Below are 14814 nucleotides of genomic sequence, written 5' to 3'. Positions count from 1 at the left end.
CAGAGGGGACCCGCCGGTCGGGCTGGTCGATGCGGGCCTCGGCTGGAAGTGGGCGCCCTCCCAACCAGTCGGGCGGTGGGTGGGCACAGGCCCGGGGGTCCAGGGGCGAGGCCCCTTGGCGCGGTCGAAGGGGCGGAGCTTCTGAGGACGGGACGGGTGGCGCGGCGGGGGCGAGACAGCCCCGCCCCTACCCCCGCGTCAACGACAACAGCTCCCGCGCCGGCCCCGTGGGCCGGTGCCCCGTCGGCCACACCGCTCGCAGGTCCCGCGCCAGCAGCACCCCGTCCACCGGCACACTCACCAGGCGCCGCATCGCCAGTTCCTCCCCCACCGCCAGCTCACTCAGCACCGCCGGCCCGGCCCCGCTCACCGCCGCGGCCTTCACCGCGGTCGTCGAGGACAGCTCGATGAGGGGCCGGGCGAGGCCGCCGAGGGCCGCGTCCAGCACCTGCCGCGTCCCCGACCCCTTCTCCCGCAGAATCAACGGCGTCGACGCCAGTTCCTCGGCGGCCAGCGGCCGCCGCCGCCGAGCCCAGGCATGCGCCGGCGCGGCGACGACGATCAGGTGGTCATGGGCGATGACCGCCGAGTCCAGCCCCGACGGCACGGTGAGCCCCTCCACGAAGCCCAGGTCCGCCTCGTCGGACAGCAACCGCTCCGCCACCGCGGCCGAGTTGCCCGCGAGCAGCGACACCGCCGTGTCCGGCCGCTTCGCGCGCAGCGCGAGGAGCCAGCCGGGCAGCAGGTACTCGGCGATGGTCATGCTGGCCGCCACCCGGAGCCGGGAGTCCCGCCGGTCGCGCAGCGCCTGCGCGCCCGCGTCGAAGGCCTGGGCCGCCTCGACGATCCGCCGCGCCCAGTCCGTGACGAGCGCGCCGGCGTCGGTGAGCCGGGAGCCGCGCGGCGAACGGTCCACGAGGGCCACCCCGAGCTGACGTTCCATCGAGCGGATCCGGCTGCTCGCGGCCGGCTGGGTGATGCCGAGCTCACGCGCGGCCGCGCCGAGACTGCCCAGCCGGGCCACGGCCAGCAGCAGCTCCAGCGCCCCGAGATCCGGAACGCGGTGCGCGATCGAGCCGGCGTCCACGGCCTGTCCCTCCACACTCCCCATAAGCCCAGTTTATGCCCCCTTGGACACATCCTCCCAGGTCGCAGGGGCGCCCCTGCCGGAACCGGTGGGACACGGTGACCGCGGCGGTGACCGCAGCCCGGCCCCGTCCGCCTCCTCCGGCCGGGGCCGGCAGCCCTCCACCGTCCTCGACGCCGTCACCGGCCGGCGGCGCGCAACGCCTCCGCCAGCACCCGTGGCGCCTCCGCGAGCGACGGGCCGTACCACGTCAGGTGCCGCCCGCCGACCAGCGCGCAGGGCAGAGCGGGGAAGGCCTCCGGGCCGTCGTCGGGGGCGAAGCGGTAGGGCTCGTCGGGGAGGACGACGAGATCGGGGGCCGACTCGCGCAACTCCTCCAGGGGGATCCTCGGGTAGCGGTCCTCGTGCGCCGCGTAGAGGTGATCGACGCCCAGCCGGGACAGGACGTCCCCCGCGAAGGTGTCCCGGCCCAGGACCATCCACGGGCGGCGCCAGATCGGTACGACCGCGGTCCTGCGCGGCTCGAGGGGCTCCACGGCCGCCCATGCGGCCTCCGCCTCGTCCAGCCAGCGCGGACGTGACCGCGCCCCGCACGCCGCCAGCACCCGGGCCAGCTCCCGGAAGGCCTGCGGTACGTCCCGTACCTCGGTCACCAGCACCTCGATGCCGGCGGACCGCAGGGCGGCGAGATCCGGTTCCCGGTTCTCCTCCTCGTTGGCGATCACCAGGTCGGGGGCGAGGGCGACGATCCGGTCGGTCCGGGGGTTCTTGGTGCCGCCCACGCGGGTGACGTCGAGGTCCGCCGGGTGGGTGCACCAGTCGGTGGCGCCGACCACGGCGCCCGGCAGGGACACGGCGACGGCCTCGGTGAGCGAGGGCACCAGGGAGACGACCCGCACTACTTCTTGCGGTCCCGGACCGCCTCGATGTGCTCGGCCACGGCGACGACCACGACCCGGGTGTCCGGCACGGTCGCGCGCCAGCGGTGGCGGACCCCGCCGGTGAGGTAGAGCGTGTCGCCGCGGCCGAGGCGGTACGCGCGGCCCTCCGCCTCGATCTCCACGGCGCCGTCGGCGACGTACATCAACTGGTCGTTGCGGTACTGGAACTCGCGGCCGGCCTCGTGGTCGCCGGTGAACTCCGAGGCGTGCATCTGGTGGTGGCCGCGCACCAGGGAACGGGAGCGCGGCTCGGGGCCGGGGTCGGCGAGTTCGGCGCGCACGACGTCGACGCTGCACGCCGGGTCGGCGGCGGCGAGGAGTTCGACGGCCGTGGTGCGCAGGGCGTCGGCCACCTTCTCCAGGGAGCTGGTGCTGGGCCGGGCCCGGTCGTTCTCGATCTGGCTGAGGAACGGGACGGACAGCCCGCTGCGCTCGGCCACGACGGCGAGGGTGAGCTCCAGGGACCGGCGCCGCCGCCGGACGGCCGCGCCCACCCGTAGGGGCTGTTCTTTGTGGTCGCCCATCGCTCCGGCTCCCTCCTTCGCTCGTCGGTCCCACTACCCGAGTGCCCCGCCGTGGGCGCACGTCCTCCGATGACTTCTCTGCACCCTACGCATGTTCGGCAAACCGCTGCATGCGCCCGTCACATCAAGGGCCCACGGCGTCACACGCGACCTCACAGTTCGCGCCAGTCGATCATCCGCGGGGGATCACCGGGCGGGGACGCGCGCGCGTGTTCCTTTCTTCAATGCGCTCACGGGCCGCCGTGTTCCCGTTCGTCCCAGGCCGACGATTCCGCCTGGTGGCGTGGCCGGCATGTCCGGGCGGCACATGGCCGAGTCGGGGCGTGGGCGTAGCTCAGCGTGGTTGGCCGGATCCTTCCCGTGGGCCATGACGTGAGGGGCGGGCCCCGTCGTACGCGTAGGAGACGTACGTCGGTGCCCGCCCCTCGTCGGGCGGTCGCGGGGCTGTCAGGTCACCCGGCCGCCCGGCTCTTCTCCCCCGAACCGGCGACCGGCGCCCACTTGTCGACCAGGCCGGGGTTCTTCTTGAGCCAGGCGCGGACGGCGTCCTGCTCCTTGCCCTTGCCGGCCTTCTGGATCTGCGCCTCCAGGCCGGTGAGCTGCTTCTCGGTCATCGAGAAGTCCCTGAGCCACCTGCCGACCTCGGGGTTGTCGGCGGCGAAGCCCTTGCGGGAGAGGGTGTGCACGCCGTCGCCCTTGCCCCAGGCGCCCTGCGGGTCCTTGAGCTTCTTCAGGCCGTACTCGCTGTACGCCCAGTGCGGCGACCACAGGGTGACGACGATCGGCTGCTTCTTGGCGTAGGCGCGCTTGAGTTCGGCGAGCATCGCCGGGGTGGATCCGTCGACGACCTTGTAGGTGCCGTCGAGGCCGTACTGCTTGAGGACCTTGTCCTTGAGCAGGCCCATCATTCCGGCGCTGGGCTCGATGCCGGTGATCTTCCCGCCGAACTCGGCGGACTTGTTCCCGAGGTCCGCCAGGGAGTTCACGTCCTTCACGTACGAGGGGACGGTGAGCTCCAGGGAGGTGGGGCCGTACCACTGGCCGAGGTCGTCGAGCTGCTTGCCGTACTTGGTCCAGTACTCGGCGTGGGTGGTGGGCAGCCACGCGTCGGTCTGGAAGTCGACCTGGCCGGTGGCGAGGCCCGTGTAGAGGGGACCGGCGGCGTACTGGGTGGTGTTCACCTCGAAGCCGCGCTCCTCCAGCAGCTCCTTCCAGAGGTAGGTGGAGGCGATGCCCTCGTCCCAGGGGATGTAGCCGATGCTGATCTCCTTGCCCTTGCCGACGTCCGTGGCGGAGGCCTCGGCGGTGCCGGAGGGGGAGCCGAAGACGCCCATGCCGCCGGCCACGAGGGCGAGCACGACCACGCCGACCACGGCGACGGCCGCGTGGGGGCGGTGCGTCCACACGGTCGTCCGGGCCTTGGCGGCGGCGCGGCGGCCGAGCGGGGAGATCCGGGTGCCGAGGGCGCCGGTCATCCGGTCCAGGTAGATGGCGAGGACGACGATGCCGAGGCCCGCCTCGAAACCGAGGCCGATGTCGAGCTGGCCGATGGCCTCGTTGACGGCGCCGCCGAGGCCGCCGGTGCCGACCATGCCGGCGATGACGACCATCGACAGGCCCAGCATGATGACCTGGTTGACACCGGCCATGATCGTCGGCAGGGCGAGCGGCAGCTGGACCCGCAGGAGGGTGTCGCGCGGTGTCGTACCGAAGGCCTCGGCGGCCTCGACGAGTTCCTCGTCGACCTGGCGGATGCCGAGTTCGGTCATGCGCACGCCGGGGGCTAGGGCGAAGATCAGGGTCGCCACGACGCCGGCCGGGACGCCCATGCCGAAGAAGAGGATCGCCGGGATCAGCAGGACCATCGACGGCATCGTCTGGAGCAGGTCCAGGACGGGCCGCAGAGCCGCGCCGACCGTCTTGGAGCGGGCCGCCCAGATGCCGAGCGGGACGGAGATCACCAGGGCGATCACCGTGGCGACGAGCACCAGGGACAGGGTGGACATCGCCTCCTCCCACAGGTCGAGGGAGTCGATCAGCGCGAACCCGACGAAGCCGAGGACGCCCGCGAACAGGCCGCGCAGCCACCAGGCGAGCACCGCGAGGATGCCGGCGAGCACCAGGGGCTCGGGGGCGGTGAGGACGGCGTCGATGCCGTCGTACATGCCTTCGACGACCGTCTTGACGGCGTCGAAGAGCCAGGACATGTGGGCGACGAGCCAGTCGACGCCGGAGTCGACCCAGTCGCCGAGGTGGAGCCTAGGCACGGGCGGTCACCTTCCCCTCGTCGCGGGGACGGTCGCAGCGGGCGGGCGCTCCCTGCCGGTCGCCCAGGAAGCCGACGAGGCGCTGCCGCGGGACCACGCCGACGAGCCGTGCGCCGTCCAGGACGGCGACCGGGTGCGGCAGACGGGCGCTGAGCGCGCACAGCGCGGTGAACGGCGTGTCGGGGGTCGCGGTCTCGCAGCCGCAGTCGGCCTCGTCACCGCGGACGTGGGTGTCCATCACGGCGGACGCGGTCAGCACGCGGGAGCGGTCGACGTCCTGGATGAAGGAGGCCACATAGTCGTCGGAGGGGCGCAGGAGGATGTCCTCGGAGGTGCCGGTCTGCACGATGCGGCCGTCGCGCATGACGGCGATGCGGTCGCCCAGGCGCATGGCCTCGTTGAGATCGTGGGTGATGAAGACGATCGTCTTGTTCAGGGTCTGCTGGAGGGTGAGCAACTGGTCCTGCATGTCGCGGCGGATCAGCGGGTCCAACGCGCTGAAGGACTCGTCCATCAGCAGCAGGTCGGCGTCGGTGGCGAGGGCGCGGGCGAGGCCCACGCGCTGCTGCATGCCGCCGGACAGCTCGTCCGGCCAGGACTTCTCCCAGCCGGCCAGGCCGCACAGCCTGAGCGCCTCGGCGGCGCGCCGCTCGCGCTCGGCGCGGGGGACGCCCTGGACGGCGAGACCGTAGGCGGCGTTGTCGAGGACGCTGCGGTGCGGGAAGAGCGCGAAGTGCTGGAAGACCATGCTGATCTTCTTCGCGCGGACCTCGCGCAGCTCGCGGTCGCCGAGCGCCGTCAGGTCCTGGCCGTCGAAGAGGACGCGTCCCGCGGTGGGTTCCAGCAGTCCGTTGAGCATGCGCAGCAGCGTGGACTTGCCGGAGCCGGACAGGCCCATGACGACGAAGATCTGGCCCGGGTCCACGCGGAAGGAGGCGTCGATCACGGCGGCGGTGGTGCCGTCGGCGCGCAGCTCCTCACGGTCGGCTCCGCCGCGGAGCCGCTCGACTGCCTCGTCCGGTCGCCTGCCGAACACCTTGTGGAGATGTTCGGCCTCAAGCCTGGAGGACACACATACCTTCTCGAGTCGGGGGCAGGGACGGAGAGGCGCCCGGGCCGGGAGGCTCCTGCGACGAGGCCTCGAGGGCCTTGTCGATCGCTAACAGTTGAAATTGCAACCGGCACCGCTCCGAGGCCGCGCCTGCCCGGGACCCAGCGGGGCAAACGCGCACGTGGGCCAGTTCACAGGCCCTTTACAGCTGCCACGGGAGTGAATACGGGCAGTGCCGCGCAGTGCCGGTGCGGCATGATGCGTGGCGTGACCGGACGACTGATGCTCCTCGACACCGCCTCGCTCTACTTCCGCGCCTACTTCGGCGTCCCGGACTCCGTGAGGGCGCCGGACGGCACTCCGGTGAACGCCGTGCGCGGGCTGCTCGACTTCATCGACCGCCTGGTGAAGGACCACCGGCCCGACGAGCTGGTCGCGTGCATGGACGCCGACTGGCGGCCGAAGTGGCGGGTCGAGCTGATCCCCTCCTACAAGGCGCACCGCGTCGCCGAGGAGCACGAGGCGGGCCCTGACGAGGAGGAGGTGCCGGACACGCTCTCGCCGCAGGTTCCGGTCATCGAGGCGGTCCTGGACGCGCTGGGCATCGCGCGCGTGGGGGTCGCCGGCTACGAGGCGGACGACGTGATCGGCACGTTCACCGCGCGGGCGAGGGGCCCGGTGGACATCGTCACCGGCGACCGCGACCTGTACCAGCTGGTGGACGACGCGCGCGGGGTGCGGGTGCTGTACCCGCTGAAGGGCGTCAGCACCCTCCAGGTCACGGACGAGGCCTGGCTGCGCGAGAAGTATGGGGTAGACGGCCGCGGGTACGCGGATCTCGCGCTGCTGCGCGGCGATCCGAGCGACGGCCTGCCGGGCGTGCCCGGCATCGGGGAGAAGACCGCGGCCAAGCTGCTGGCCGAGTTCGGCGACCTGGCCGGGATCATGGCGGCGGTCGACGACCCGAGGGCGAAGCTCACGCCGACGCAGCGCAAGCGGCTCGACGAGGCGCGGCCGTACGTCGCCGTCGCGCCGACGGTGGTCCGGGTTGCCGACGACGTGCCGCTGCCGGACGTGGACACCACCCTCCCGCGCACGCCGCGGGAACCGGTGACACTGGAGGGGCTGGCGGAGCGCTGGGGGCTCGGCGGATCGGTGCAGCGGCTGCTGAGCACCCTCGCCCCTTAAGAGGGGTTAAAGAACCTCTCCTCGTGCGGCACCGCGGCGAACGACGGTGCTAATTTAGGTAAACCTAACCAAAGCAGCTTGGGAGGCCCGTCATGGCAGAACGTCCGGCACGGAAGCCGCGGAAGCCCCACTCCGCACAGGTCGTCCGCACCGAACGGCTCACCCCGCACATGCAGCGCGTGGTGCTCGGCGGTGAGGGGCTGGCCGAGTTCACCGTCGGCACGTGCACGGACCACTATGTGAAGCTGCTGTTCGGCGCCGAGGGCGTGAGCTACCCGGAGCCCTTCGACGTGGAGCGCATCCGGGCCGAGTTCCCGCGCGACCAGTGGCCCGTGACCCGGACGTACACCGTGCGCCACTGGGACGCCGAACACCGCGAGCTCACCCTGGACTTCGTGCTCCACGGCGACGAGGGTCTCGCCGGTCCGTGGGCGGCGCGCGTCCAGCCGGGCGAGACCGTCCACTTCATGGGGCCCGGTGGCGCCTACGCCCCCGACCCCACTGCCGACTGGCACCTGCTGGCCGGCGACGAGAGCGCCCTGCCCGCCATCGCGGCCGCCCTGGAGTCCCTCCCCGCGGGCGCCGTCGCCCACGCCTTCGTGGAGGTGGCCGGCCCCGAGGAGGAGCAGAAGATCGACTCCGACGTGGAGGTCGTCTGGCTGCACCGCGGCGACCGGCCCGTCGGCGAGAAGCTCGTCGAGGCCGTGCGCGCACTGGAGTTCCCCGAGGGCCGCCCGCACGCCTTCGTGCACGGCGAGGCCGCCTGTGTGAAGGAGCTGCGCAAGGTGCTCCGCGTCGAGCACCGGATCCCGCGCGAGGACTTGTCGATCTCCGGCTACTGGCGGCTCGGCCACAACGAGGACGGCTGGCAGGCCTCGAAGCGGGAGTGGAACGCGCGCGTGGAGGCGGAGCAGGAGGGCGCGGCACCCGCCGCCTGACCCCCCCCCGGAAGCGGCCCGCACTCGTGGCGCGGGCCGCACCGAGGCCGGCCGCACCGACCGCTGCTCCGACCGGAACACACGGATCGCCGGCCACCCGGCCACCGCCGCGAGCGCCGACAGACCGCCCACCCCGCACCAGGCCCCCCGGTCGGGACCGACGGAGAGCGGCCCGCAGCCGTCGCCCCGCCCAGCCGCCGGCCCCCGCGGCCTGTCCCGACAAAACCGGCGCCCTTGTTCTCGCAAGACCGGCGCCCTTGTTCTCGCCGGTTGTCCTCGCCGGCCCTCACTTGGCAGTCGGAGGCGTTCCCGCCCCGCTCTCCCGACCGTGACGGCCACCGCCGACCTGGCCCACCGGCCGTACCGCAGCCGTACGGCGGGCCCGGGACGCCGTGCCCGAGACGGTGGCCGCCCGCCTCAGTCGCCCCGCACACGCGCGTGCAGATGCATGTCGTGCCAGCCGTCGGGGTGGAGGAGGGCGCTGCGCTTGGTGCCCTCCAGCGCGAAGCCGGTCTTGGTGGCGACGCGGCAGGAGGCGTCGTTGGCGACGGCGTGCAGCAGCTCCAGGCGGTGGAAGCCGATCTCGTCGAGGGCCCAGTGGGCGAGGGCGGTGGTGGCGCGGGCGGCGACACCCCGGCCGCGGGCGGCCGCCGTCGTCCAGTAGGCGACCTCCGCCACGCCGTCGCCGAGCACGATCTCACGCAGTGCCACCCGCCCCAGCACCGCGTCGCTCTCCGCGTCGGCGACGGCCCACTGGGCGTTGCGCTCCTCGCCCCAGGCCGCCCGCCACTCCTCGATCCAGCCGGCGACCTCCTCCTCGGAATCGGCGGCCCGGGTGTGCCACTGGTGCATCAGCGGGTCCTGGAAGGCCGCGTGCACGGCGGGCGCGTCCTCGGCCCGCCACGGGCGCAGGACCAGATCGTCGCCGGCGGCGAGCACGGGCTGAGGGGCGCGGGAGAGGGAGCCGGCGGGCAGGACGGGGCGGGTGAGGTAGGGCATGATCCACATCCTGCCCACCGCAACCGGCGTGTCCAACGGGTTTTCGCGTCACCGTACGCTGGACCCGATGAGACGCCGTACCCCTCCCCCGCCCTCGCCCCTCCCCCAGCGTGACGGGGTCGATCCGGTGCGGGTGCGGCTGCCGGGCGAGGGGCACTGGGCGACCGTCCGGGAACACCTCGTGGAGCGGTTCGGCGCGGCGCGGACCAAGATCGTCGACGGGATGTTCGCGGCCGGCGGGATCGTCGGGGCGGACGGGCGGGCGGTGGCGCCGGACACGGCGTACGCGCCGGGGATGTTCGTGTGGTTCCACCGGGAGCTGCCCGCCGAGGAGCCGGTGCCGTTCCCGCTGGAGATCGTGTACCGCGACGATCATCTCGTCGTCGCCGACAAACCGCACTTCCTCGCCACCACCCCGCGCGGCAGCCATGTCAGCGAGACCGCGCTGGCGCGGCTGCGGCGGGAGCTGGGCCTTCCCACGCTCGGCGCCGCCCACCGCCTCGACCGGCTCACCGCCGGACTGGTGCTGTTCACGGTGCGCCCCGAGGAACGCGGCGCCTACCAGACCCTGTTCCGCGACCGCCGGGTGCGCAAGGTGTACGAGGCCGTCGCCCCGTACGATCCCGCGCTCGCCCTGCCGGTGACCGTGCGCAGCCGGATCCTGAAGGAGCGCGGGACGCTCGCCGCCCGGGAGGTGCCGGGCGAGCCGAACGCCGTCAGCCGCGTCGAGCTGATCGAGCACCGGCCGGACGGACTCGCCCGCTACCGGCTCACCCCGCGGACCGGGCAGACCCATCAGCTGCGCGTGCACATGAACGCGCTCGGGATCCCGATCCTCGGCGATCCCCTCTACCCCGAGGTGGCCGCCCCCGTGCCGGCCGGTGACTTCCGGCGTCCGCTGCAACTGCTGGCGCGGGAGCTGGAGTTCACCGATCCGGTCACCGGGGCGGCCCACCGGCTGCGGAGCGGGCGGACGCTGGGCGCCTGGTCCTCGTACGACGACTGGGACGGCGGTCAGTAGCCGCGCCACCAGGCCAGGAAGCGGCGCCAGGCGTTGGGCCGGCGGGCCGGTGCCGTAGCCGGTGCCTGGGCGGGAGCCGGTGCCGGGGCGGGCGCGGGGCCGGGCAGCGGCGCCGACCGGGCCTCGGAGGCGGGCGGCGCGGGCGCGGTCGATGCCGGCGCGGCCGGCGCGGGAGCCGTCGTCGGCCTGGAGCCGAGGTCGATCGGCAGGGCCGGCCCCGGCGGGACCGGGCCGTGGCTCGGCTTGGCGACGACCGCCTGCTGGGCCTTCGGCTCGAACCGGACCGGCAGCTCCACCAGGTGCCGCGAGGCGATCGAGGTCGTCCAGCGCAGGTCCTCCTCGTCGCAGTCGAGCTGGATGTCCGGCAGCCGCATCAGCAGCGCGTCGACGCCGACGTCGGCGATGGCGCGGCCGATGTCCTGGCCGGGGCACTCGTGCGGTCCGCCGCCGAAGGCGAGGTGGGAGCGGTTGCCCTGCATGTTGGCGGACAGGTCGGGCCGCACCCGTGGGTCGACGTTGGCCGGCGCGGGGGCGAAGAGGAGGCCGTCGCCCTTGCGGATGCGCTGACCGCCCAGCTCCGTGTCCTGCTTGGCGAAGTAGCCGAGGATCGCGCTGAACGGCGGCTCGTCCCACAGGGACTGCTCGACCGCCTCCGGCACCGTCATCTGCCCGCCGTTGAGCCGGGCGACGAAACGCGGGTCGGTGAGCACCATGCGCAGCGCGTTGGAGAGCAGGTTGACGGAGGCCTCGTAGGCGGCGAAGAGCACGAGGCGCAGGTGTTCGCGCACCTCGTCGTCGGTCAGTCCCGCCGGGTCGTTGATGAGGTGGCTGGCGAAGTCCCCGGCGGGCTGGGCACGGCGGCGGGCGGCGAGCCGGCTCACCGCCTCCATGACGTGGGAGTGGCTGGCGATCGCGGTCTCGGTGCCCTTGAGCGCGTCGCGGGCGGCCAGGACCAGCTGGTCGTCGTACTCCTCGGGCATGCCGAGGATGTGGCACATCACGGCCATCGGGAGGTGTTCGGCGAACTGGCCGACCAGCTCGGCCTCGCCCGACTCGCAGAAGCGGTTGACCAGGCGCTGGCTGGATCGGTAGATGTACCGGCGCAGACTGCGGTCGTCGATGGTCGCCATGGCCGCGGTGACCGCGCCGCGCAGCCGCTTGTGCTCGTCGCCCTCGGCGTGGGAGCAGATCGGCTGCCAGGCGATGTGCGGCATGAGCGGGTGGTCGGGCTTGATCGCGCCCTCCCGCAGCGGGGTCCAGGTGCGGCTGTCCCGGGTGAAGTGCGAGGGCGTGCGCACCATGTGCAGGTTCTCGGCGTGGCCGAGGACCACCCACATCGGTACGTCGTCGTGGAGGAGCACGGGCGCCACCGGGCCGTGCTGCTCGCGGAGTTCCTCGTAGAGGGCACCCAGGTCCTCCGCGCCGGGGCCGTAGAGCCGGTGCAGTCCACCGGGGCCGCGGCCGTGCGCGGGGCAGCCGGGTGGCGGATCGAGGGCGAGGTCGCGCGGGCCGGTCGTCGTCGGGTGTTCAGGCGTCACAGGGAGTCGCTCCGAAACTGTGGGGAATCGGGTGTCGGGGGGAGTTGGGCGGGGTCAGGTGAGTCTGCGGCTGAGCGCCAGGGCGTGCAGGAAGCGCATCAGGGTCATCAGCACGTCGCGGCTGGAGGCGCGGCGGCGCACGTCGCACTCGACGATCGGGACCTCGGGCGGAAGGTCGAGGGCTGCGCGCAGGTCCTCGATGGGGTAACGGGGCCCGTCGGGGAAGGTGTTGACGGCGACGACGAAGGGCACTCCGCGCTCCTCCAGCCGTCCCATGACCTCGAAGCTGACCTCGAGACGGCGGGTGTCGACCAGGACGACGGCGCCCAGCGCGCCCTCGAACAGGCCGTTCCACAGGAACCAGAAGCGCTCCTGGCCGGGTGTGCCGAAGAGGTAGAGCACGACCTGGTCGGAGATGCGGATGCGGCCGAAGTCCATCGCCACGGTGGTGGCGGTCTTGGAGTCGGAGCCGTAGTTGTCGTCGACGCCGACCCCGGCCTGCGTCATGGTCTCCTCGGTGGTCAGCGGTCTGATCTCACTGACGGAACCGACCATGGTCGTCTTGCCGACGCCGAAGCCGCCCACGATGACGATCTTGGCTGCCGCCGTGGTGGTGTGCGGCAGGTGATCCTCGGTCCGTGGCCCGGGGATCGTGTCAGAGCCTTTGAAGTCCATGCATCACCGCTTCGAGGAGGGACCGGTCGGGAATCTTCTGCCGAACGATCGGGGCGCGCGCCTGCACGAGATCGGCCGCCAGCATCTCGGTGAGCAGCACCGTCATCACGCTGAACGGCAGGCCGAGATAGGCGGAGATCTCGGCCACCGACAGCGGGGCCCGGCACATCCGCAGCACCGCGATCTGTTCCGGGGTGGCGGAGGAGGGCGGTTCGGCGCGGGCCACGATCAGGGTCACCAGGTCGAGGGGCGCGCGTTCGCCGTCCGCACCCGAGATGACGTAGAGCCGCTCGACGTCCTTGCCGTCCTCTTTCGGGAGCGCCTCGGCCGGTTCCGGCAGAGGTTGACGCCGCTGGCGTTGCGGAGGCGTCATACGCTCTGCCCGGTGCGCCGGGGCGGGGTGGTCAGATGGGCGCCGATGCGCACGACGAGGTCGCGCATCATGCCGCTCATCCGGCCGGCCTCGCAGCGCACGTCGGCGAGGACCGCGAGGTAGGCGTTGGGGCCGGCGGACATCAGGTAGAAGTAGCCGTCGTTCAGCTCGATGACGACCAGTTTCATCTCGCCGTCGCTGGAGTGGAACTCCTGGGCGACGGCGGTGGCCAGGCTCTGCAGGCCCGCGCAGGCGGCGGCGACACGGTCCGCGGCGTCGGGGTCACCGGCGTAGCGGGCGATGCGCAGTCCGTCGGCCGACAGCACCACGATCATCTCGATGCCCGGAACTCCGTCGTAGAGCTCCTTGAGCAGCCAGTCGAAGTTGGCGCGCTGCTGGATCACTTGAGGTCCCCCTCGTCATCGGCCTCGTTCTTGGCCTTGTCTTCAATCAGGTGCAGGTATGCGGTGGGATTGCGGAGGAAGTCGGTGGGGTGGACGTCCGGGGGCATGTCCTTCTTGAGGCCCTCCCAGAAGGCCTCGAAGTGCACTCCGGGCTCGGCCCCCTTCCGTTTGGGTTCGGGTTCCGGCCGGGCCTGTGCGAACGGGTCGGGCCTGCCCTCGCGTTCGGCGGCCTCGGCTGCGGCCTGGGCGGCGTACGCCTCGCGGTAGATCTGGCTGATCGGGACGGTCGCCTTGCTGCGGCGCTGCGGCAGGCCCTTGTCGGTCCACTCGGTGATGACCGGCACGTCGTCGTCCAGCGAGACGTCGGCCGGGATGCGCGGGTTGGTGGGGCGGCGCTTCTTGGGCGGGCGCTTGGGGCCCTCCCCGATGGTCGCGAGGTCGATCTGGGGTACGGCGGTGGCGCCGATGCCGTGGGCGAAGCCGGGGGCGGGCTCGGAGGTGAGCATCTCGCTCGGCACGACCAGCACGGCACGGACCCCGCCGTACGCGGAGGTGCGCAGCGACACCTGCAGGTTGAACGACGTGCACAGGCGGCCGACGACCGCCAGGCCCAGGCGCGGGGTGCCGCCGACGTCCTGGATGTCGACGCCGCGTTTGGCGAGTTCCAGCATGCGCTCGGCCTTGGCGCGGGCCTCCTCGCTGAGGCTGACGCCGGCGTCCTCGATCTCGATCGCGATGCCGGTCTGCACCTCGACGGCGTTGACGTGCACCTTGCTCTGCGGCGGCGAGTAGCGGGTGGCGTTGTCGAGGAGTTCCGCGGCCGCGTGGATGAGCGGCTCGACGGAGAGGCCGTTGATGTTGACCTTGGCGATGGAGTCCAGCTGGATGCGCCGGTACTCGAGGATGCGGGACATGGCACCGCGCAGCACGCTGTACAGCGGTACCGGCCGGGGCCAGTTGCGGCCGGGCCGGCCGCCGCCGAGCACACCGATGGAGTCGGCGAGACGGCCGATCAGGGCGTTGCCGTGGTCGATGCGCAGGAGGTCGTCGAAGACCTCGGGGTTACGGCCGTGGTCCTCCTCCATCTCCCGCAGTTCGGCGGCCTGTTGGTGGACGATGGCCTGGACTCGCCGGGCGATGCTGACGAACGAGCGCTGGGCGGAGTCGCGCAGGGCCTCCTCGTGGTCGACGATGTCGAGGGTCTTCTTGATCACCTCGCGCTGTCCGTCGCCGAGCTCGTTGAAGGCGGGATCGGCCTCCGCGAAGTGCTTCATCACCTCGTCGGGGGATGCCCCGCCGCGCAGCCAGTCCACCGCCTGGGGCACGAAGTACCGGGCGACGCTGAGGTTCTGTTCCTCCTGGACGGAGACCTGCCGTTCCAGGTGGGCGACGCGCCGGTCCGTCTCCTCGCGCAGTTCCCGCAGTCGTCTGTCGCGGCGCACCGAGTCGGTCCCGGCGGCGATCACCAGGAAGGTGGCGGCGACTCCGCAGACGCCGACGGCGAGTCGGGCCGACGGCGCCACCAGGGCGACGGCGGCTCCGGTCGCCGCGGCCATCAGTATCGCCGGCAGCAACAGCAAGCGTGCGGGAGCCAGTTCACGGCGGCCGGGTGGGGACTGAACACTCACCATATGGGCACCCTCTATAGGGACGTGTCGGCAGCTTCGGAATATGTGGGAACAAGCGCACGAATACACCTCAACTCGGTGCGCCGCGGGCGAGCTTAGTCCGACCGGATCATCGCCGTGTCATATTCGGCAACCGCCTGAAACCGGACCGGCACCTGGAGTAGCCTCGGGCGTTTTGCA

General features: G+C 72.5%; 14 protein-coding genes. 3 read left to right on the top strand and 11 right to left on the bottom strand.

Annotated elements, in window-relative coordinates; genetic code table 11:
• Window positions 1-187: 187 nt before the first annotated feature.
• From ACPT94_RS37145 to ACPT94_RS37125, 5 genes are all read right to left on the bottom strand, one after another.
• Entirely contained in the window at window positions 188-1111 is a 924-nt protein-coding gene (locus ACPT94_RS37145; RefSeq protein ID WP_360346403.1) for a LysR family transcriptional regulator, read from the bottom strand.
• Between the two features lie 155 nt (window positions 1112-1266).
• Window positions 1267-1986: a helical backbone metal receptor gene (locus tag ACPT94_RS37140; protein ID WP_360346405.1), complete on the bottom strand. Its 720-nt coding sequence runs from the start codon at window positions 1984-1986 to the stop codon at window positions 1267-1269.
• On the bottom strand, window positions 1986-2552 hold the full coding sequence (locus tag ACPT94_RS37135; protein WP_360346407.1) for a helix-turn-helix domain-containing protein: 567 nt from the start codon (window positions 2550-2552) through the stop codon (window positions 1986-1988). The genes ACPT94_RS37140 and ACPT94_RS37135 overlap by 1 nt, the downstream gene beginning before the upstream one ends.
• A 452-nt stretch (window positions 2553-3004) precedes the next feature.
• A complete protein-coding gene (locus tag ACPT94_RS37130) occupies window positions 3005-4819 on the bottom strand; it encodes an ABC transporter permease/substrate binding protein (RefSeq protein ID WP_360346409.1) in 1815 nt (604 codons plus the stop codon).
• Window positions 4812-5891 (bottom strand): quaternary amine ABC transporter ATP-binding protein, encoded by a 1080-nt coding sequence (locus ACPT94_RS37125; protein WP_360346411.1) that lies wholly within the window; start codon window positions 5889-5891, stop codon window positions 4812-4814. The genes ACPT94_RS37130 and ACPT94_RS37125 overlap by 8 nt, the downstream gene beginning before the upstream one ends.
• Window positions 5892-6128: 237 nt before the next feature.
• Here ACPT94_RS37125 and ACPT94_RS37120 point away from each other — a divergent pair, with 237 nt between their 5' ends.
• Window positions 6129-7058, top strand: a complete 930-nt coding sequence (locus ACPT94_RS37120; protein ID WP_425247860.1) for a 5'-3' exonuclease — start codon at window positions 6129-6131, stop codon at window positions 7056-7058.
• A gap of 92 nt (window positions 7059-7150) precedes the next feature.
• Entirely contained in the window at window positions 7151-7996 is an 846-nt protein-coding gene (locus ACPT94_RS37115; RefSeq protein ID WP_360346413.1) for a siderophore-interacting protein, read from the top strand.
• Between the two features lie 417 nt (window positions 7997-8413).
• Here ACPT94_RS37115 and ACPT94_RS37110 read toward each other — a convergent pair whose 3' ends face one another.
• Window positions 8414-8995, bottom strand: a complete 582-nt coding sequence (locus ACPT94_RS37110; protein ID WP_360346415.1) for a GNAT family N-acetyltransferase — start codon at window positions 8993-8995, stop codon at window positions 8414-8416.
• Between the two features lie 67 nt (window positions 8996-9062).
• On the opposite strand from ACPT94_RS37110, the gene ACPT94_RS37105 reads away from it, so the two are divergent.
• Complete coding sequence (locus tag ACPT94_RS37105; RefSeq protein WP_360346417.1) at window positions 9063-10016, top strand: RluA family pseudouridine synthase; 954 nt, start codon at window positions 9063-9065, stop codon at window positions 10014-10016.
• Here ACPT94_RS37105 and ACPT94_RS37100 read toward each other — a convergent pair.
• The 5 genes from ACPT94_RS37100 to ACPT94_RS37080 are packed head-to-tail and all read right to left on the bottom strand — an operon-like array spanning window position 10010 to window position 14637.
• Entirely contained in the window at window positions 10010-11554 is a 1545-nt protein-coding gene (locus ACPT94_RS37100) for a cytochrome P450 (protein WP_360346419.1), read from the bottom strand. The genes ACPT94_RS37105 and ACPT94_RS37100 overlap by 7 nt on opposite strands.
• A gap of 54 nt (window positions 11555-11608) precedes the next feature.
• The gene (locus ACPT94_RS37095) at window positions 11609-12229 is read right to left on the bottom strand and encodes a GTP-binding protein (RefSeq protein ID WP_425247857.1); all 621 of its coding nucleotides are present in this window, start codon (window positions 12227-12229) and stop codon (window positions 11609-11611) included.
• Complete coding sequence (locus tag ACPT94_RS37090) at window positions 12210-12602, bottom strand: DUF742 domain-containing protein (RefSeq protein ID WP_360346423.1); 393 nt, start codon at window positions 12600-12602, stop codon at window positions 12210-12212. The genes ACPT94_RS37095 and ACPT94_RS37090 overlap by 20 nt, the downstream gene beginning before the upstream one ends.
• Entirely contained in the window at window positions 12599-13006 is a 408-nt protein-coding gene (locus ACPT94_RS37085) for a roadblock/LC7 domain-containing protein (RefSeq protein WP_360346425.1), read from the bottom strand. The genes ACPT94_RS37090 and ACPT94_RS37085 overlap by 4 nt, the downstream gene beginning before the upstream one ends.
• Window positions 13003-14637 (bottom strand): sensor histidine kinase, encoded by a 1635-nt coding sequence (locus ACPT94_RS37080; RefSeq protein WP_425247856.1) that lies wholly within the window; start codon window positions 14635-14637, stop codon window positions 13003-13005. The genes ACPT94_RS37085 and ACPT94_RS37080 overlap by 4 nt, the downstream gene beginning before the upstream one ends.
• Window positions 14638-14814 lie beyond the last annotated feature (177 nt).

Origin of the sequence: Streptomyces aurantiaciflavus, assembly GCF_049808595.1 — a bacterium.
In the GTDB taxonomy this organism is placed as follows: domain Bacteria; phylum Actinomycetota; class Actinomycetes; order Streptomycetales; family Streptomycetaceae; genus Streptomyces.
This window is presented reverse-complemented; position numbering and strand designations above follow the sequence as displayed.